Source organism: Streptomyces sp. NPDC014733, assembly GCF_043083385.1.
Taxonomy (GTDB): Bacteria; Actinomycetota; Actinomycetes; order Streptomycetales; family Streptomycetaceae; genus Streptomyces.
On sequence record NZ_JBIBYO010000002.1, the window covers coordinates 202,830 to 221,289 of the forward strand.

15 protein-coding genes are annotated in these 18,460 nt (G+C 69.8%); 10 read left to right on the forward strand and 5 right to left on the reverse strand.

The window, feature by feature from the left end; translation table 11 throughout:
• The first annotated feature begins 68 nt into the window (after window positions 1-68).
• The 5 genes from ACF1BH_RS05710 to ACF1BH_RS05730 all read left to right on the forward strand — a co-directional run bounded on the left by ACF1BH_RS05710 (window position 69) and on the right by ACF1BH_RS05730 (window position 7,206).
• On the forward strand, window positions 69-905 hold the full coding sequence (locus ACF1BH_RS05710; protein ID WP_391641134.1) for a vWA domain-containing protein: 837 nt from the start codon (window positions 69-71) through the stop codon (window positions 903-905).
• Complete coding sequence (locus ACF1BH_RS05715; protein WP_391641135.1) at window positions 902-1,750, forward strand: hypothetical protein; 849 nt, start codon at window positions 902-904, stop codon at window positions 1,748-1,750. The genes ACF1BH_RS05710 and ACF1BH_RS05715 overlap by 4 nt, the downstream gene beginning before the upstream one ends.
• A 2-nt stretch (window positions 1,751-1,752) precedes the next feature.
• On the forward strand, window positions 1,753-3,933 hold the full coding sequence (locus ACF1BH_RS05720) for a hypothetical protein (RefSeq protein WP_391641136.1): 2,181 nt from the start codon (window positions 1,753-1,755) through the stop codon (window positions 3,931-3,933).
• A gap of 959 nt (window positions 3,934-4,892) precedes the next feature.
• On the forward strand, window positions 4,893-5,909 hold the full coding sequence (locus tag ACF1BH_RS05725; RefSeq protein ID WP_391641137.1) for a metallophosphoesterase family protein: 1,017 nt from the start codon (window positions 4,893-4,895) through the stop codon (window positions 5,907-5,909).
• A gap of 295 nt (window positions 5,910-6,204) precedes the next feature.
• Window positions 6,205-7,206, forward strand: a complete 1,002-nt coding sequence (locus tag ACF1BH_RS05730; protein ID WP_391641138.1) for a DMT family transporter — start codon at window positions 6,205-6,207, stop codon at window positions 7,204-7,206.
• Between the two features lie 111 nt (window positions 7,207-7,317).
• Here the strand turns inward: ACF1BH_RS05730 and ACF1BH_RS05735 are convergent, their stop codons facing one another.
• Complete coding sequence (locus tag ACF1BH_RS05735) at window positions 7,318-7,794, reverse strand: aminoacyl-tRNA deacylase (protein ID WP_391641139.1); 477 nt, start codon at window positions 7,792-7,794, stop codon at window positions 7,318-7,320.
• Between the two features lie 723 nt (window positions 7,795-8,517).
• Here ACF1BH_RS05735 and ACF1BH_RS05740 point away from each other — a divergent pair.
• Both ACF1BH_RS05740 and ACF1BH_RS05745 read left to right on the forward strand, forming a co-directional pair.
• Window positions 8,518-9,318, forward strand: a complete 801-nt coding sequence (locus ACF1BH_RS05740; RefSeq protein ID WP_391641140.1) for a LuxR C-terminal-related transcriptional regulator — start codon at window positions 8,518-8,520, stop codon at window positions 9,316-9,318.
• Window positions 9,315-9,833: a MaoC family dehydratase gene (locus ACF1BH_RS05745; protein ID WP_391641141.1), complete on the forward strand. Its 519-nt coding sequence runs from the start codon at window positions 9,315-9,317 to the stop codon at window positions 9,831-9,833. The genes ACF1BH_RS05740 and ACF1BH_RS05745 overlap by 4 nt, the downstream gene beginning before the upstream one ends.
• 18 nt (window positions 9,834-9,851) lie before the next feature.
• Here ACF1BH_RS05745 and ACF1BH_RS05750 read toward each other — a convergent pair whose 3' ends face one another.
• The 4 genes from ACF1BH_RS05750 to ACF1BH_RS05765 all read right to left on the reverse strand — a co-directional run bounded on the left by ACF1BH_RS05750 (window position 9,852) and on the right by ACF1BH_RS05765 (window position 14,040).
• Entirely contained in the window at window positions 9,852-10,856 is a 1,005-nt protein-coding gene (locus tag ACF1BH_RS05750; protein ID WP_391641142.1) for an amidohydrolase family protein, read from the reverse strand.
• 80 nt (window positions 10,857-10,936) lie between these two features.
• Window positions 10,937-12,298 carry a TrpB-like pyridoxal phosphate-dependent enzyme gene (locus tag ACF1BH_RS05755; protein ID WP_391641143.1) on the reverse strand — a complete coding sequence of 454 codons (1,362 nt, stop codon included), beginning with the start codon at window positions 12,296-12,298 and terminating at the stop codon, window positions 10,937-10,939.
• A gap of 29 nt (window positions 12,299-12,327) precedes the next feature.
• On the reverse strand, window positions 12,328-13,674 hold the full coding sequence (locus ACF1BH_RS05760; protein ID WP_391641144.1) for an NAD(P)/FAD-dependent oxidoreductase: 1,347 nt from the start codon (window positions 13,672-13,674) through the stop codon (window positions 12,328-12,330).
• Window positions 13,675-13,725: 51 nt separating this feature from the next.
• Window positions 13,726-14,040, reverse strand: a complete 315-nt coding sequence (locus tag ACF1BH_RS05765; protein WP_391641145.1) for an acyl carrier protein — start codon at window positions 14,038-14,040, stop codon at window positions 13,726-13,728.
• 299 nt (window positions 14,041-14,339) lie between these two features.
• On the opposite strand from ACF1BH_RS05765, the gene ACF1BH_RS05770 reads away from it, so the two are divergent.
• The 3 genes from ACF1BH_RS05770 (at window position 14,340) to ACF1BH_RS05780 (ending at window position 18,445) form a co-directional block, all read left to right on the forward strand.
• Window positions 14,340-15,473: an acyl-CoA dehydrogenase family protein gene (locus ACF1BH_RS05770; protein WP_391641146.1), complete on the forward strand. Its 1,134-nt coding sequence runs from the start codon at window positions 14,340-14,342 to the stop codon at window positions 15,471-15,473.
• Window positions 15,473-16,996: an amino acid adenylation domain-containing protein gene (locus tag ACF1BH_RS05775; RefSeq protein WP_391641147.1), complete on the forward strand. Its 1,524-nt coding sequence runs from the start codon at window positions 15,473-15,475 to the stop codon at window positions 16,994-16,996. Before ACF1BH_RS05770 ends, ACF1BH_RS05775 begins: the two co-directional genes overlap by 1 nt.
• A 123-nt stretch (window positions 16,997-17,119) precedes the next feature.
• Window positions 17,120-18,445: a cation:proton antiporter gene (locus tag ACF1BH_RS05780; protein WP_391641148.1), complete on the forward strand. Its 1,326-nt coding sequence runs from the start codon at window positions 17,120-17,122 to the stop codon at window positions 18,443-18,445.
• Window positions 18,446-18,460: the final 15 nt, after the last annotated feature.

Genomic DNA, 18,460 nt, shown 5'->3' on the forward strand with positions numbered 1-18,460 from the left:
CGCTGCGTCGGCATGTCGTACGAGCTTCTCCGACGACCGGTTTCTTCGCATTCCGCCAGGAGTTCACCGTGCCATACACAGCAGAGATCAGCCGCTCCAACCCGGCGAGCATCATCTTCCTCGTCGACCAGTCGACCTCGATGAGCGATCCCATCGGTGGTGAAGTACCGCAGCAGAAGGCCGATGTCGTCGCTGACGCCATCAACCGCCTGCTCACCGAACTCTCCGTCAAGTGCGCGAAGGAAGAGGGCGTACGCGACTACTTCCACGTCGCGGTCATCGGCTACGGAGCCACCGTGGGCTCGGCGCTCGCGGGGCCGCTCGAAGGACGGGACCTCGTCCCCCTGAGCGAGGTGGCGGACAACCCGGCCCGCATCGACGAGCGGAGCAAGAAGGTCCCCGACGGTGCCGGCGGCCTGGTGGAGACCGCCGTTAACTTCCCTCTGTGGATGGATCCGGTCGCCCACGGCGGGACCCCGATGAACCGTGCGTTGCAGTACGCGGAGGGACTCGTCGCTGGCTGGACCGAGCGGTATCCGGCCGGATTCCCGCCCATCGTCATCAACCTGACGGACGGCGAGTCGACCGACGGCGACCCCACCGCGGCCGCCGAGGCCCTCACCTCCCACGCCACAGCGGACGGAGCGGCGCTGCTGTTCAACCTGCACGTGTCCGCGGCAGGCGGCACACCGACCGCGTTCCCCGACTCGGCGGACACCCTTCCGGACAGCTATGCCCGGACCTTGTTCGGAATGTCCAGCCCGCTGCCGAGCCACATGCGCTCGTACGCGGCCTCGCAGGGGCAGCGGGTCAGCGAGGCCACTCGCGGTTTCGTCTACAACGCCGACATCACCACGGTCGTCCAGTTCCTCGACATCGGTACCCGCGCCACCGAACTGCGGTGACGACCTCCACTTCCTGCGTGTACGTCACGCACCTGGTGGCCCCCAAGAAAGGAAGCACGGCAGCGGAATGCGAGGATGCCGTCGCCGTGCTTCCCGGGCATCCGCACGATCACATGCTGCGGGAGCCATTCGCGGCAGGTGTCTGCGACGGAGCGACGGAAAGCGCACTGGCCAAGGACTGGGCCAGATTGCTGTCCCGCGCCGCGGCCGAACACGCCATGGCGCTGCCGGACGCGCTGGCGGGCGGAACTGCCTTCGAGCAGTTCGCCGCGTCCGTGGTGGCCCGGTGGGACCCCTGGCTGGCCGACTACACACTGGCTCGCCAGGCGGAAGAGCGTCCACTGAAGTGGTACGAGCACACCAAGCTCGCGGAGGGTGCCTACGCGACGCTGCTCACGGTGCGCGTTGACCCGGAGAGCGGTCCTCACGACGGCGCAGCGCTACCGTCCTGGCGGTGGCGTGCCGCTGCGCTGGGGGACAGCTGCCTGTTCCACCTGCGCGACAACCAGCTGATACAGACGTTCCCGGTGTCGGCCGTCGAGGAATTCGGCACCAATCCTGATCTCTTCGGCAGCCGCAACCGTGACGCCGCGCTCCTTGCCGACCGGACGAGATTCACCGGAGGGAACTGCCACCCGGGAGACCGCCTGCTCCTGATGACGGATGCCCTGGCCGCTTGGCTCATGTCGGCGCCGGACCAGGCCGACGCCGTCGGCCAGCTTCTCGAGTACGCCGGGCCCGACGACCTGGACGATTTCAACAACTGGCTGAACGGGCTACGGGACAGCCAGCAGTTGCGCAACGACGACGTGGCATTCGTGCGGATCGATTTCGAGGGACGGTGAACATGGGCCCGGCCACCGGTTCGCAGCGCCGGTTCCCCAGCGGCGCCGAGTACGCGGAAGCCCTGCAGCACACCCAGCTGTGCTTCCATCATCCGGAACTCAAGGGCGCCCGGCCTGAGTTGACCGGGCTCGGCCTGCCGCGCCCCATCTCCGGCGCCTTCGCCAGTGTATTCTCCCTGACCTCGCCCTCATCGGGCCGCCGGTACGCGGTCAAGTGCTTCACCCGTCACGTCCCGGACCAGGAACGCCGGTACGAGGCCATCAGCTCCCGACTCGCCCTGCTCGATCCGGCGGAGCTCTCCCAGCCGTGGAACCTCGGCTTCGAGTACCTTCCCGACGCCATCAGCGTCGGGCGGGAACGCTACCCGGTCCTCAAGATGGAGTGGGCTGAGGCCGTCACCCTGTCCTCCTGGCTCGACGACAACCATGCGGACCGGATCGCCGTCGATCGCCTGGCCGACCGGTTCGAGGAACTGACCCGGGACCTGGCGGACCACCAGATCGCCCACGGCGATCTGCAGCACGGCAACCTGCTCGTGGCGAGCGACGACACCTTGCGGCTGGTCGACTACGACGGCATGTACGTCCCGGCACTGGCCGGCCTGGGCGGGACCGAGCGAGGGCACCGGAACTATCAGTCGCCCCTGCGGGGGAACGATGACTTCGGAGTGGATCTTGACCGGTTCTCCGCCTGGGTCATCTTCCTCTCGTTGAAGGCGATCGCCTCCGAACCGGCCCTGTGGTCCCGGTTGCACGAACCCAGCGGCGAGTTCCTCTTGCTCACCGAGGACGATTTCACGAGCCCGGCCGGCTCGGCGCGACTGCAGACACTGCTCACTCATCCCGACCGTATGGTGAGCGGACTCGCCGACCAGGTGCGGACCCTGGCGTGCCAGCCCCTGGACATGGTGCCGCCGCTGACCCTGGCCGTGCCCAGGCAGCGCGCAGCCGCAACGGTGAACACGGACACCACTACTCACAGCGATGCCGCCATCACTGGTGCGGGCGGTCTGCCCGACTGGATGGCGGGACACGTCGCCTCTGAGGCGACGTCGACGCAGCCCGCGCAATCGGTCGCCTCACCGGACAGATTCCAGGTCAGGACGCCACTGGATGTCGCCGTAGCCGTCGTCTGGCCTTTGATGCTGGCAATGACCGCGCTGGTGCTTGTCGTGGGCCTCTCGACAGCCCCGCTCGGTCCAGCAGTCCCGGTGTTCGCCGCCGTCGCGTGCTCGGTGTTCGGGCGGGCCCGCCGCACGGAGCGGGCTCAGGCATGGGCCGTTCTCTCCGGGCTCACAGCAGAACTTGACCAGCTCGACGACCCGGTCAAGGCCGAGGCGAAGCTGCGAAAGGAGCGGGCGAAGTTCGACGCAGCAGAGACGAAGCGCACCGCGGACCACCCACGCGCACAGAGCAAGCTCACCGCGAGCTACTACGGCGAGCTCCAACAGATTGAGAAGCGCCGGGTCCGTAAGCGGCAGGAGCTGGACAAGAAGATCGCTGGGCTTGCGGAGGAGCGAGGGAAGGCGCTGAGAACGGCGCTTGCCGCCCGGCAGTCCGCCTACGTGCGGGAGCGTCTTGGACGACGGCTGATCGCCCAGAATCCGCCGCACGGCATCGGGCCGAAACTGGCCGCGCGGCTTGCGGCAGCGGGCATCCGTACCGCAGCCGACTTCACCGGATACCGAGCCGTGCGGAACGCGCACTACAACAGCGTCGGCGCCGAACTGGTGCTCAGCAACGGCCGCCGTATCGACGTCCAGGGTATCGGTGAGGGCAAGGCCGCCGCGCTCGATGCCTGGCGCAGGCAACTGGTCGCCGCTGCCGAAGCCGGTCAGCCCACTGTGCTCACCGCACAGGAACGACAGTCGATCGACCAGGGCATCGAGGTCCGGCGCGCCCGCCTCGCCGCTGAACTCCGCTCCGTGGACGCGGCAGCTGAAGCCTCACGGACGAAGGCACAGAAGGAGCGGGAGAGCGGCCAGGCGCGGCTCACCCGGGAGAACGCCCTGGCTGGCGACCGGGCCCGTCACCAGCGGCAGGAGTTCAGCCGGCGCGCGGTCACGCTCCAGCAGAACAGTGCGCGCCATGCGGCGCTGAGCTCTGCTGCCGAGACTGCTGAGGCACACTGGCGCAGGCTATCTCTCGTGCGATACCTGCGATTCCTCTACACCGGTCGCTGAACCGCGCTCCTGGAATGCGCGATGTGGTTGCGGTCGACCTCGTGTTCCATACGGTCGAAGACGTGCATCGCTTCGGACGCGGGATCGAGTTGGCTCAGACCATGGAGGAGTTCACGGTGAAGTCCGCCAGGTCTGCGGGGTGGATGGCGGTGAAGTCGAGGCTTTGGCCCGGGCGGTGGACGATGCCGTGGGCCCGGACTGTGTAGCTGCCCCGGAGGGCCAGCCTGCAGCTGGTTGGGGTCGGGACCCCGTCGGGCCTTCGGCCTGCCGGAGTTCGCTCTGCTCTTCCGCGCGGAGCGGTCCTGGACCGTGCGCGTACATGGGCCCGCGATAGGACGGTGGAGGACCGGGGCGCAGGGTTGCGGAGCATGGACCCGCGGCGCTCATTTGACGCTGACACCCCTTCTAGGCGTGCCAGGGGATGGGTTAAGTGTTGCCTGACCTGCAGTTTCTCAAGGTGCCCTCTGATCGGATGCCTTCCCGATGACCCACCACGTGGAGTGCGTGGCCATCCTGGAGAAGGCGGGCAAGGGGGCCTGAGCTGGGGCTTCGCTGAGGCCCCGCAGGTGCGGTGCGGGCGTTGTCCCGATACCGGGACAACGCCCGTGGCGCCGAGGAAGCGCGCCGCGCGGTGCTCGACCGGGACGCCGTGGCCGGTTTCGTCTGCGGCTCACGTCCCGTGCTCTACGCGGCTGCGGAATCCCGCTGCGCCATGCTCTTCTCCCCGGGTTCCGTAGCGGGCTGCTGGGAACGGGGCGGTGCCGTCAGCCCACTCTGTCGTGGGCACGATGCCCGGGTGAGGTGTTCCGGGGAACGTCCGGCGGGGCGACCGCGCCCACGGCCCGGACGTCGGACTACGTTCACCTGCCCGCCCGCTTGATCGCTTACTGGTAACGGGTCCAGTCCCACGCGCGCAGGTGCCGTTCCGGCTCCCGCGCGGCAGCCGGAAGGAAAGACCCGTGGAACGCAGATCCCTGCTGAGCGCGACCGCCGGAGCCCTGGCCCTCGGGGGCCTCGCCCAGGCACCCGCCGAGGCCGCACCGGCCGCCGTCGGTGGTGGCCGGCTTGTCACTTCGTTCAACGTCCTCAGCGACATCCAGGGCGACCTCGCCGACTTCACCCAGGCGCTCCAGGACATCAAGGCCGTCAACCCGCACTCCTCGGGCCTGGCCGTCGCCGGGGACATCACCCCGCGCGGCTACGACGCCGAGTACGCCGATGTGCGGCAGGCGCTGGACCGGGGCCCGAAGCCGCGGGAGATCGCCTGGGCCATCGGCAACCACGAGTTCTACGTCCCCAAGTGGGCCGACCCGGACACCCTCGCCCAGGACACCTGGCCCAACGGCACCACCGAGGACTCCCTCTTCCGCAGCTTCTACCGCTTCGCCAAGCGGTCCAGGACCTTCGCGGAGACGACGTTCGGCGGCATCCCCGTCCTGACCCTCGGCACCGAGCGCTACATGAAGTACCACGACAGCTCCCTGTGGGACGAGGTGTGGCTCAGCGAGGCGCAGTTCCGATGGCTGGAGGACCGCCTGCGGTACTGGGCGCGCCATCGGAAGCCCGTCATGGTGATCAGTCACCATCCGCTGCCCGACACGGTCTCCGGCACCCGCAACAAGCTCTACCGGAGCGACTACCTCCAGCCCGACCGCCTTCTCGGTCTCCTCGGACGCCACCGCGACGTCTTCCTCTTCACCGGCCACACCCACTGGGATCTGACCCTGTCCGACTGGTACGTGCGCCGGGTCGTGCCGGGCACCGCCAACCTCGACGGCTTCTCGGTGGTCAACACCGGTGCGGTACAGACCGGTTACGCCGACAACGGCCAGGGCGGCGAGGACACCGTCCCCGGCCGCTTCAACCAGGGACTCCAGGTGGACGTCTACCGCGACCGCGTCGTCATCAAGGCGCGTGACATCGCCAACGGCACCTGGCTGAAGCAGCTGTCCGTGCCGCTCGCCACCCGTATCTGACCCCGGACCGGCCACTCGGCCGCCTCCCCGCCCGGGGGCGGTCCGCGAACCGGGGGCGGGAGACCGGCCGGGCAGGACGGCGTGGGCGGAATAGGGGCTCGCCACCCCTTCTCGCGGTGAGCAATGACGTTCAGCCGGTGCGCGTTCCGATGTGGCATCGGAAAAGGAAGAAGGGATTCTCGCGCGCACCGCTTGAGCACCGACCGGAACTACGCGTAGGGACGGAGTATGTCGGCCAGGGCCGTGGCTCAACATTCTATTGCTGCGGTCGTGACGCTGGGAGATAGTGGCCGCCATGGAGTCGCACTTTTCCCGGGCAGGCGCTGTCCTTGCGGGCACGGCATCCGTTCTCGTGGGTAGTTCATTTGTTTTCTCAAGCCTTTTGACGGGATATCCGTTCCTGGGAGGCCAGGCGCTTCGCTATGTCCTCGCCGCGGTCGTCCTCATGTTCGTGGCCCGGCCGTGGGAGACCTCTCGTCCGCGTCCCACGCCGCGGGATATGGGCTGGCTGGCCCTGTTGGGCGCCACCGGACTGCTGGGGTTCAACCTGGCGGTACTGGCGGCCTCGCGTACGGCGGAACCGGCGGTCGTGGGCGTGATGGTGGGCTGCGTCCCGCTGGTGATGGCGTTGGTGACGCCGCTCCTGGCGCGCCGGCGCATCTCGCCGTGGCTGCTGGTGTGTGCCGCGCTGGTGGTGGTCGGGGCGGCCGTCGTCCAAGGGTTCGGCCGGACGGATCTCGCCGGGTCGGTCTACTCGTTGCTGGCGCTCGCCGGTGAGGTGGCCTTCTCGCTGGCGGCGATGCCGGTGCTGCCCAAGCTCGGCCCGGTCCTGGTGTCCACCTACGCCTGTGCCTTCGCCGGGGTCGAGGCCGCGGTACTGGCCGTGGTGGTCGACGGCGGGGCCGCGTTGCGGATGCCGACGGCCAAGGAGGCCGTGGCGCTCGGCTGGTTGGTCGTGGCGGTCACGGTGGTGGCCTTCCTGTGCTGGTACGAGGGGCTGCGGCGGCTCCAGCCGGAGCGCGCCACGCTGCTGGCCGGGCTCATCCCGGTGTCGGCCGCGGTACTCGCGCCGCTCGCCGGTACGGGGTACTTCGGTGCCGCGCAGCTCCTGGGGAGCCTGCTGGTGGCGGTGGGCGTCGGCCTCGGGCTCCGCAGGCCGCGGTTCTCCGACCGGCGGAACCGGGAGACCGGGACGGACGGGCGCGGGGCGCGCGGGGTGCCGGACGGCACGCCGGTCGATGCGGCGACCGGTTCCCCGCCGGGGCGGTACGCGAGCGATCAGGGCGACCGGGAGTAGCCCGTCGGGCGCGAAAGGACCGGCCGGACCGGTCCCTCGGCGTGACACGGCGCCCCCGTGCGGGCCTTCGTCTCCTCCCGCACAGGGGCGCCGTCGCCGGCTCCGCGGCTCTCAGCCGGCGACGACCGAGGTGATCACCGGATCCAGCAGCCGCATCAGCTCCCGGGCGTCGACTTCCACGGTCTGGTCGGCGCGGCCGCTGCCGCAGTAGACCCGGTCCATCTCGCGTACGGACTCGTCGAACACGGTGATGACCGAGGAACGGCCGCACACGGGGCTCGCCCCGCCCGGCTCCATGGCCAGCGCCTCCAGTTCCTCCGGTGCCGCCTGCCGCAGCTTCGCGCGGGACACCCCCACGGCACGGGCGAGGCGGCCGTAGTGCACCCGCTGCCGGATCGGCAGCGCGGCCAGGACGAATTCCTCCCCGGTGTGGAAGACCATCGTCTTCAGCAGCATGTCCACCGGCAGCCCGAGTTCCCGCTCGATGTCGGTCCGGGTGCGGATGGGCACATGATCGTGGAGAGAGAAGTCGACACTTAACCTTTTGAGGACCTCGACGGGCGATTCACACGCGATGGGTTCCGGCACAGCATCTCCATATTCCTGTGATCACTGACTGTTCAACGTGGAAACACGCCGGAGATCGCGTCCCTGACAACAGAGGACGGGGGCCGCCCCTCCGGCCGGTGAGGCGATGGTACTTACTGCGCCTCCGGCCTGCGAATTCTCCAACCAGCAGCATGATGAGGTGACTTGGCGGAGGAGAGATATGCCCGTGGGGGCATGGATGGGGGGCGGGTGGGCCACCTTCGGCACAGGAATGATTATCGGTCAGATCGGTACGCGGAATTGGTGCGTCCAGTTGCTGGTTCGGGCGCCTGCGACCTCGACTCGAACAGTTGCGGAGTGAATCGGTTGAGGGGCCGCGGACGAAAACAAGCCGATGCAGCGAGGCATGATTGCGGTGGGAGGTGTCGAGCGGCAAGGATGTGACGTGGATGGTGCCAGAGGCATATAAGAGACGCCAGTTGCCGGCGGTGGGGCAAGGCAGGGAAGTTGACCGGTCGATGTCTGAATTCGCGGCGGACTGAACGGCTGATGTGCACCCCTTGTCGGCCGGTGGGAGGAACCCGCCCGGACCCGAACGGTCCGGCGTTCGGGTGAGTGGTTCCGGATCCGGCGCGGCCCTGGAGATCCCGGGGCTCGGCGGCCGAGCGAGTGCGTTCTGTGCGAGCCGGTGATCATAAACGGTCCGGGGACTGAATTCTGGTGCGCTCTCCTGCATTGACACATTCTTCTGAGGGGGAAGACATGTCGGTGGAGTACTGCCCTGAGAACATGGAACTCGCCTCGAATTCCTTGGAGTTACCGGCCCGGGTCCTGCTGCTCGACCACCGGGAGTTCGCGCGCGCCGGATTCCGGGCGATCCTGCGGAACAGACCGGAGATCACGGTGGTGGGAGAAGCCGGCGACAGCGAGACCGCCTTGCGGCTCTGGCGGGCCCTCTCGCCCGACGTCGTGGTGGCCGGCGCCAGAACCGCGGAGCAGGAGCTGGGATCGGTGCTGGCCCGGGACGCCGAGGCGCACCCGGAGCGGATGCTCCGCCTGATCACCCTCGTCGACAGGCCCGAGGAGGTTCCGCTGGGCGCGCTGGGCGCGGGACGGGCGGGATGCCTTCTGCAACGGGCGAGTTCCGACGAACTGGTCTCGGGAATCCGGATGGTCTCGGCCGGATACCGCCTCATCGCCCCCGGTCAGACGCTCGGAGATCTGGACACCGGCCGGCGCGAGAGGATCGGCGGGGATTCCCGGCGGTGGGCGGAGAGAACGGAAAAGGCAGGGCTGACCCGCCGTGAGCTCGATGTCATGCGGCTGCTCGCCCTCGGAATGAACAACGCCGAGATATCCGACAGGCTCACCATCGGCGAGAGCACGGTGAAAAGCCATGTCCGCAGCATGCTGGGGAAGCTCGGACTGCGGAACCGCGTGGAAGCCATCATCTACTCGTACGAGAACGGATACCGGCCCGCGCCGACCGCGGCGGCGGATGACGGCGACAGTCTGCTGTTCCGGGCGGCGAACGGCAGTGCGGCGCCCCAGGAGTTGACGTGACCGGGCATCCGCACCACGGTGGCGGGGAATCCACCCGCTACTTCGAGGACTTCCCGGTGGGCAGCGTCTACGAGTTGGGCAGCTGCGAGATCACCGCGGCCGACATCATCGAATTCGGTACGAAATTCGATCCCCAGCCCTACCACATAGACGAGGAATCCGGGAAGGCGTCCCCTTTCCGCGGATTGATCGCGAGCGGCTGGCACACCGCCTCCCTGTTCATGCGGCTCTACGTGGACAGCCTGCTGCTGGATTCCGCCGCCGTCGGATCCCCCGGGGTCGACGATCTGCGCTGGCTGCGCCCGGTCCGCCCGGGCGAGGTGCTGCACGGGCGCCTCACCGTGGTGGACAGCGCGCCCGCGCCGTTCCGGCCCGAGTGCGGGGTGCTGCGGAAGAGAGGGGTGATGCGCGACGCCGAGGGGCGTCCGGTGCTGAAACTGCTGCTGTTCAGCATGGTGCTGCGACGCCCCGCCGCCCCGCCGCCGGTGGAGTCCCGCGGCGACGGGGCGGGGTGAGCCGGCGGCGTCCCGGCGTCAGCGCGTCCCCGCGGCGCGCAGGCTCGGAATCAGCTCCCGGGCCGTACCGGAGGCCACTGCGCGCCGTTCGGCGCCGGTGAATCCGGCGAACGCGTCCACGAGGCCCAGGGAGCTGTCGACGGCGTCGCCCTTGATGAAGGGGTAGTCGGTGCCGAAGAGGATCCGGTCGGCACCGGCCACCTCCTTGAGCAGGCTCAGCACCTCCGGCGACGCCGACTGCGCGGTCTCGTAGTAGAAGCGTCCGAGTGCGGCCCGGGTGTCCTGCGGGGTCCGGGCCGCGAACTGCGGCCGGTCGGTGTGGATCCAGCGCTTGGCCAGGTCGATCCGGAGGCTCAGATAGGGAACGGTGCCTCCCGCGTGCGCCAGGACCACGCGCAGGTCGGCGAAGCGGGCGAGCGCGCCGCCGTACAGCAGGTTGACTGCCGCACGGGTGGTGTCGAAGACGAAGTCCAGCACCCCGGGCGGGATGGCCGCCGCCCCCGCCGCCCCGCCGCCGTGGGAGCCGCAGGCAGGGTTGGGGTGGAGGAAGACGGTGGCCCGCCGCCGGTTCAGCTCGTGCAGCAGCGGGTCGAGGTGCGGATCCCCGAGAAAGGTGCCGTCGGCCAGGCTCGCGCTGAGGACCACCCCGTCCAGGCCCAGGACGTCGAGGCCGTACTCGATCTCCTGGAGCGCGCCGTCCAGGTCGGGCAGCGGCAGCGAGGCCAGGCCGCCGAAGCGGCCCGGATGGTCGCGTACCAGGGCGGCCAGCTGTTCATTGGTGCGGCGGGCCAGGCCCCGGGCGTCGAGGACCGGGGAGCGCAAGGCGGCATCGGGCAGCAGGACGGAGGCGACGGAGGCGGAGATCCCCGCCCCGTCCATGACGTCCAGCGCCCGCTCCCTGGTCCACGACGGCACCGGTACACCGGGGGCCATCTCGCGGATGCCGTGCCGGTCGAGGAGGTCGACGATCTCCGGGAAGTAGCTGTGGTGGTGGATGTCCACCCAGTCCGCCGGATCGGACATACGACGACTCCTTGCTGTGTGAGGGGCGGGCGCGGCGTGCGGCAGGCCGCGGGGCGGCCGGGCCGGTGGCGTGGGGGCCGTTACGGGGTGGCCGGCGTCGGCAGGTTCTGCAGGGCCGCCTCGATCTCCGTCTGGGGCAGCTCCAGGTCCTCCATGCGCCCGGCCAGGAACGCGTCGTAGGCCGCCATGTCGAAGTGGCCGTGTCCGGACAGCCCGAACAGGATGGTGCGCTCCTCGCCGGCCTCGCGCGCGGCCAGCGCCTCGACCACCGCGCCGCGTACCGCGTGGCTGGACTCCGGGGCCATGACGAAGCCCTCGTTGCGGGCGAACCGCACGGCCTCGGTGAAGACCTCGTTCTGGGCGTGGGCCCGGGCCTCGATGTGACCGGAGTCGACGAGCGCGCACAGGGTGGGGGCGTCCCCGTGGAAGCGCAGGCCGCCGGCGTGAATGGGGGCCGGGATGAACTCGTGGCCGAGGGTGTGCATCCGCAGGACGGGGGAGAGCCCGGCGGAGTCCGCGTAGTCGTAGGCGTAGGTCCCGCGGGTCAGCGTCGGGCAGGCGGCGGGTTCCGCGGCGACGAACCGGGTGTGCGGCCGGGCACCGGACAGGCGGTCGGCCAGGAAGGGGAAGGAGAGCCCGGAGAAGTTGGAGCCTCCGCCGACACAGCCGACGACCACGTCCGGGTAGCTCCCGGCGATCTCCAGCTGCTTGCGGGCCTCCAGGCCGATCACCGTCTGGTGCAGGACCACGTGGTTCATGGCCGAGCCCAGCGCGAACTTGGTGTCGTCATGGGCGAGGGCGTCCTCGACCGCCTCGCTGATGGCCATGCCGAGGCTGCCGGGGGAGTCCGGTTCCTTGGCCAGCGCCTCCCGGCCGGCCCGGGTCCGGTCGGTGGGGGAAGGGAAGACCTGGCCGCCCCAGATCTCCATGAGGGAGCGGCGGTAGGGCTTGTGGTCGTAGGAGGCCCGGACCATGTAGACGGTCACGTCCAGCCCGAACAGGCTGCCGGCGAAGGACAGGGCGGAGCCCCACTGCCCGGCACCGGTCTCGGTGGTGAGCCGCCGGACGCCTTCCGCGGCGTTGTAGAACGCCTGCGGCACCGCGGTGTTCGGCTTGTGCGAACCGGGAGGCGAGCCGCCCTCGTACTTGTAGTAGATGCGGGCCGGGGTGTCCAGCGCGCGTTCGAGCCGCTCGGCCCGGTACAGGGGGCTCGGGCGCCACGACTCGTAGACGCCGCGGACCTCCTCGGGGATCTCGATCCACCGCTCCTGCGAGAACTCCTGGTCGATCACGGCCTGCGGCAGCAGCGGCGCGAGATCCGCGGGCGTCAGCTCTTCCAGGGTCGCCGGGTGCAGCGGCTTGGGCAGCGGTGCGGGGAGGTCGGCGACGACGTTGTACCAGTGGGTCGGAATGTCCTGGCTCGGCAGAACTATCCTCTGCATGGGGGCTCCTTCACCCTAGGGGTCTGTTCTCAGAACATGGGGGCCAGGCTGGGCGAGCGCAGACTGCCCAGATGCCGGTGCCAGAGGTGACTCGGGTCCTGCTCGACCTGACGGATGATCTGGCGCATGGCTTCCAGGGCCTTCGGCTCGCTGTCGTCGTACACGTCGCCCTGCAGCAGCTTCAGCACGTCGTTCCGGTAGCGCGGGTCCTGGACGAACGCGGTGAACAGGATGTTCAGCCGGTAGTAGATCGAGATGAACTCGTACCAGTTCTTCACGCCCCGTCGCAGTGTCGACTCGTAGTGGGTGAACTGCGCCTTGTCGAAGGAGTCCTTCCGGGCGGCGGCGATGATGTCGGCGGAGGCCAGCCGGGCGCTGTTCAGGGCCACGCTGACCCCGCTGGAGAAGATCGGGTCCACGAAGCGGGCGGCATCGCCGACCAGCAGCCAGCCGTCGCCGCAGATCTCCTTCATGCCGTAGCTGTAGTCCCCTTCCGTCTTGAAGGAGGAGACCCGCTCGCTCGCCCGCAGCGCGGCCTTCAGCTCCGGGCGGCTGCCCACGCACTCCCAGAAGAACTCTTCCCGGTCGCTCTTCGAACTCGCGAAGTTCTTCTTCTGCGTCACCACGCCGACACTGGTCACGGTGTCGGTGATGGGGATCTGCCAGACCCAGGTGTCGGTGATGGGCAGGAAATGGATGAAGATGTAATCCGCCTGCTCGGAATCGGCGGAGAGCGCCGTGCGGTCAAGGCCCTCGAACCAGGTGTGGATGGCGTACTGGTTGAAGACCGGGTCCGGGACCTTCAGGTCGAGTTTCCGCCCGAGGAGTGTGCTGCGCCCGCTGGCGTCGACGACCATACGTGCCGAGAGCCGCACGTCCGACTTTCCCATGCGCAGGGTGACCCGCGGCGTCGGGCCGGAGAAATCGACGTTCCGGACCCGGGTGCCCTGGAAGACGTTCGCACCCAGGGACTGGGCGTGCTGGAGGAGCAGCAGATCGAATTTCGCGCGATCGACGTGGTACGTGTACTCCTGGTGTACGCCGGGCTGATCGCGTTCATTGAATTCGATCTCCGCCGCCCGGAAGCCGTGGGAGAGCCCGTTGAATCCCATCGTGGGAATGTTGCTGGGGGCGGCCGAGGTCCAGGCCGCACCGTACTTGCGGGGGAAGCCGGCCGCTTCGACGAGCGGCAGTGCCCCGATGTCCGAGAGCACCGGAGTCGTCGCCGGAACCAGCGACTCGCCCACGTGGGGGCGGGGGAATATCGCGTCCTCGAAGACGGCGCAGGAAAGCCCGGCCTTGGCCAGGTAGGACGCCGTGGTCGAACCTGCGGGACCACCGCCGATTATCGCTACGTCGAAATCAACCTCGGGCATGGTGGAATCCTCTCTCGCCGGACGTCGCGGTGTGGGTGTGACGGTCTCGCTTCAGCCTTGAACTTCGGACGCCCCGTGGGCCGTTGCCGTCTCCTGGGGCTCGCTTCCGGGCGTACCGCCGCCCAGCTCCACGACCAGCCGGGTGATGCTCCGCAGGTCCTTGAAGTTGTCTCCGAACATCCGGTCCACCGGGATCGAGATGCCGAATTCCTGCTGGATGTGGGCGACAAGTTCCATGGTGGTGAGCGAGGTCAGGATTCCCCACTCCAAAAGCGGGGTGTCTTCTTCGATGGCAGATTCCTCGCCCCGGAGAACCTTGTCCCTGAGGAAAGTCTCCAGGGCCCGGTACGTCTTGGCGTAGTCCATCGATGTCTCCCTCGTGGTGGCTTCGCTCGGCGAACCTAACAACGGGATGCGGAACGCGTCTTCCACCGTGGTGCTGAGATTGATGAACCACTGGGCGGAAAAGCGCCGTACGCCTCCGTCGTACGGCTGAGTCGTACGGGTGAGAGCTCATCACCGGACCGCTCTGGTGCATGTCGGCAACAGCGGTTACCGCCCCCCGACTCCGCACCAGGGGGGAGGTGGAATGCTACTGCGGGAGGAATTCGGGTTCGCTCGCAGAGGGGAAGACGAGTCGGTCGTGATCTCCATAGGATCGCCGCGTGAATTTCGACTGGAATCCGGAACAGGACACCGCATACGATCGATTGATCGATGAAGTGGCGAAGTGGGACCGGCCACCCCGGCAGGGTTTTTTCACCGACGAGGACTGGAAGAGGTGCGCGGGGCTGGGAGTTCTCGGCCTTTCGGTCCCCGCCGAGTACGGCGGTTCGGGCCTGGACGCGCTGACCACCGCACGGGTCGCCGAGGCGTTCGGCCGGAGCTGCCAGGACATGGGCCTGGTGTTCGCCGCCATGGCGCACCTGCTCGCCTGCGCGATGCCGATCGCCGAGCACGGCGACGCCGCACTCAAGGCGGCGGTGCTGCCCCGGCTGTGCTCCGGTGAGTGGATCGGCGCGAACGCCATCACGGAGGACGAGGCCGGTTCCGACGTCACCGCCGTCACGACGCGCGCCGAGCGGCAGGCGGACGGGGCGTACCTCCTCACGGGGGAGAAGTCCTTCGTGAGCAACGGCCCGGTCGCCGATCTCTTCCTCGTCTACGCGACGACCGACCCCCGGTTCGGACACCTGGGCGTCAGCGCCTTCGTCGTCGAGCGGGACACTCCGGGCCTGGTGGCCGGCCCGGCATTCGACAAGCTCGGCCCGGCCGGCTGCCCGGCCGGCCGGTTGACCCTCGACCACTGCCGGGTGCCTGCCGGCCATCTGGTCGGCCGCCCCGGGACGGGCTCCGCGGTCTTCCAGAGCTCCATGAGCTGGGAGCGCACCTGCCTGTTCGCCGCCTACCTCGGCGCGGCCGGCCGGACCCTGGAACGGTGCGTCGAACGGGCGGGCAGCCGCCACCAGTTCGGCCGCCCCATCGGGTCCAACCAGGCCGTCTCGCACCGGCTGGCCGATGTCCACCTGCGTCTGGAGGCGGCCCGGCTGCTCCTCCACCGCGCCTGCTGGAAGCGGGACCGGAACACGGCGACCGCCCTCGATGTGGCCATGGCGAAGCTCGCGGCGAGCGAGAGCGTCGTGGAAACCCACCTGGAGGCGCTGCGGCTGTTCGGCGGTGCCGGAGTGCTCAGCGAGAACGGCATCGAGCAGGCGCTCCGCGACGCGCTGCCCAGCACGATCTTCTCCGGCACCTCCGACATGCAACGCGAGCTGATGGTGAAGGCGATGGGGCTGTGATGCTGCACCACCTCGTGAAGGCGGCGGCCCGCCGCACCCCCGAAGCGCCGGCCGTGCACGCACCCGACGGGCAGCTCCGCTACGCGGAACTCGACGCGGGCGCCGACCGGGCCGGCCGGGCCCTGGCCGCCCTGGGCGTGGTGGCCGGTGACCGGGTCGGCATCTGGCTCGACAAGTCGGTGGACGCGGTCGTCGCCATGCAGGGGGTCCTGCGGCTGGGCGCGGCCTATGTGCCGATCGACCCGCTGATCCCGGCGGCCCGCGCCGCCCGGCTGCTGACGGACTGTGATGCGCGGATGGTCGTCACCACGCCCCGGCGCACCGCCGCCCTGCGCGCCGCCGGATCGGACACCGTCGTGCTGTCCACCGGTGCGCGGGACGCCGGGCCGTCCTGGGCCACCGCCGCGGCGCGGTCCGCCGAGGCGCTGCCGGAGCCGGACATTACCTTGGACGACCCGGCCTACCTCCTCTACACCTCGGGATCCACCGGCGAGCCGAAGGGCGTCTGCCTGAGCCACCGCAACGCGCTCGCCTTCGTCGAATGGGCGGCGGGCGAACTGGCCGCCGCGCCGTCCGACCGGTTCGCCAACCACGCGCCGTTCCACTTCGACCTGTCCGTCCTGGACCTGTACGTGGCGTTCGGCGCCGGTGCCTCCGTGCACCTGATTCCGCCGGAAGCCTCCTACGCGCCGGGAGCGTTGGTGGACTTCCTGGTGGAGCGGGAGATCACGGTGTGGTACTCGGTGCCCTCCGTACTCGTCCTCATGATGCGTTCCGGGCAGCTGCTGTCCACCGGGGCGCCGTCCCTGCGCCTGCTGCTCTTCGCCGGGGAGCCCTTCCCCGTGAACCAGCTGCGCGCACTGCGCGCACTGTGGCCGAAGGTCCGGTTCCTCAATCTCTACGGCCCCACCGAGACCAACGTCTGCACCTGGCAGGAGGTCGGTGACCTCCCGCCCGACCACACCGCGCCGGTCCCGATCGGCCGGGCCTGCTCGGGTGACGAGGTCTGGGCCGAACACGACGACGGCCGCCGCGCCGGCCCCGGCGAAGAGGGCGAACTCGTCGTACGGGGCCCGTCGGTGATGCTCGGCTACTGGGGCCACGAACCCCAGGGGGACCGCCCGTACCGGACGGGAGACCTCGTCCAGGTCCTCGACGACGGCCGGTACCGGTACCTCGGGCGCCGCGACACGATGGTCAAGCTGCGCGGCTTCCGGGTGGAACTGGGCGAGGTCGAGGCCGTGCTGCACAGCCATCCCGCGCTCGCCGAGGCCGCCGTGGTGGTCGTGGGCACGGGCATGGACACCCGGCTGGTGGCCTTCGGGGTGCGGGCCGGTGAGCGTCCGCCCACCCTGCTGGAGCTCAAGCGGCACTGCGCGGAGCAGTTGCCCCGCCACATGATCGTGGACGGCCTGCGCCTGCTCCACCGGCTCCCGCTCACCCGCAACGGCAAGGTGGACCGGCCCACCCTCGCCGCATGGGCGCTGCTCCCCGCCGACGGCCTTCCCCCGAACGACCGCTGACCGGCGGGCGCCGCTGCCGCCGGCCCCGGCCCCGGCCCCGTGACCCCGTGTGCCCGGAGCGCCGGCCCCGCGACCGAACCACCGGCCCCGCGACCGAAGGCGCCCGCAGTGTGAGGAGACAAGATGGCAGGAACGACCCACGCAGTGCCGCTGGAGACCGTCGTGATGGCCGACGTCGCCATCGTCCTGGTGGTCGGCACGGTGCTGGCGAGGCTGTGCCGGCGACTGGGGCAACCACCGGTGATCGGCGAGATCCTGGCCGGTATCGCGCTCGGGCCCAGTCTGCTCGGCCTGTTCCCCGGGAACCTGCCGGACCTGCTGTTCCCCGCGGATGCCCGCCCCTATCTGTCCGCCATCGCCCAGCCCGGTCTGCTCCTGTTCATGTTCCTCGCGGGCTGGTCCCTCGACTCCACCCTGCTGACCGGCCGGCGCGGCACCACCGCCGCGGTGGCGGCCTCCTCCGTACTGTTCCCGTTCGCCCTGGGCGCCGCGCTCGCCGGGGTGACGTTCTCCCGGCACGCCGAGGCGCTGGGGCCCGGGGTCTCCTCCGTCACCTACATGCTCTACATCGGCACCGCGATGTCCATCACGGCGTTCCCGGTCCTCGCCCGCATCGTGAAGGACCGGGCCATGGAGGGCACGCGTACCGGGGCGATGGCCATGGCCTGCGCGGCCATCGGTGACGTCCTGGCCTGGTGCATGCTGGTCCTGGTGATCGCCACCGCCCAGTCGGAAGGCCCCGCGCGGCTGCTGCGGGTGCTGGCGGAGACCGTCGCCTACGGACTGGTCATGGCGCTGGTCGTCCGCCCGCTCCTGCACCGGATCCTCACCCCGTCGGCCCTCCAGGGACCGTCCCCGGGCCGGTTCGTCCTCATCAGCGCGGCGGTGCTGCTCTCCTCCTACGCCACGTCGTGGATCGGCATCCACGCCATCTTCGGCGCCTTCGCCGTCGGCCTGGTCATGCCCCGGCACAGCGAGGGCGCCGAGCGGGCCAAGCAGCCGTTCACCGAAGTCAGCACGCTGCTCATGCCGGTGTTCTTCGTCGTCACCGGGCTGTCCGTGGACGTGACGGCCCTGGGGGCGGAGGGCCTGGCCGAGGGCGGACTGATCCTCCTGGTGGCCTGCCTCGGCAAGATCGTCGGAGCCGCCGCACCGGCCCGCCTCCTCGGCCTGCCCTGGTACGAGGCCCGCCGCCTCGGTGTCCTGATGAACGCCCGGGGCCTGACCGAGCTGGTCATCCTGGACGTCGGCCGCCGGATGCGGGTGATCGACGACCAGGTGTTCACGCTGATGGTGCTGACGGCCCTGATCACCACCGGCATGGCGGTCCCTTTGCTGGGCACCGGGACGCCGAAGGCCGCCGTCCGCCCCGGACCGCCGACACCTCCGGAGCCCGACCGGGCGGGCCCCGAGGCCCCGCTCCCCGGGAAGGGAGCGGGGCGGGTGTAGCCGCGGGGCCGCACC

Bases quoted from the DNA above. Each gene is read 5' to 3' on its own strand.
- ACF1BH_RS05720 (WP_391641136.1), top strand. From the start codon at position 1,753: ATGGGCCCGGCCACCGGTTCGCAGCGCCGGTTCCCCAGCGGCGCCGAG.
- ACF1BH_RS05730 (WP_391641138.1), top strand. From the start codon at position 6,205: ATGGAGTCGCACTTTTCCCGGGCAGGCGCTGTCCTTGCGGGCACGGCA.
- ACF1BH_RS05740 (WP_391641140.1), top strand. From the start codon at position 8,518: ATGTCGGTGGAGTACTGCCCTGAGAACATGGAACTCGCCTCGAATTCC.
- ACF1BH_RS05750 (WP_391641142.1), bottom strand. From the start codon at position 10,856: ATGTCCGATCCGGCGGACTGGGTGGACATCCACCACCACAGCTACTTC.
- ACF1BH_RS05755 (WP_391641143.1), bottom strand. From the start codon at position 12,298: ATGCAGAGGATAGTTCTGCCGAGCCAGGACATTCCGACCCACTGGTAC.
- ACF1BH_RS05760 (WP_391641144.1), bottom strand. From the start codon at position 13,674: ATGCCCGAGGTTGATTTCGACGTAGCGATAATCGGCGGTGGTCCCGCA.
- ACF1BH_RS05765 (WP_391641145.1), bottom strand. From the start codon at position 14,040: ATGGACTACGCCAAGACGTACCGGGCCCTGGAGACTTTCCTCAGGGAC.
- ACF1BH_RS05775 (WP_391641147.1), top strand. From the start codon at position 15,473: ATGCTGCACCACCTCGTGAAGGCGGCGGCCCGCCGCACCCCCGAAGCG.
- ACF1BH_RS05780 (WP_391641148.1), top strand. From the start codon at position 17,120: ATGGCAGGAACGACCCACGCAGTGCCGCTGGAGACCGTCGTGATGGCC.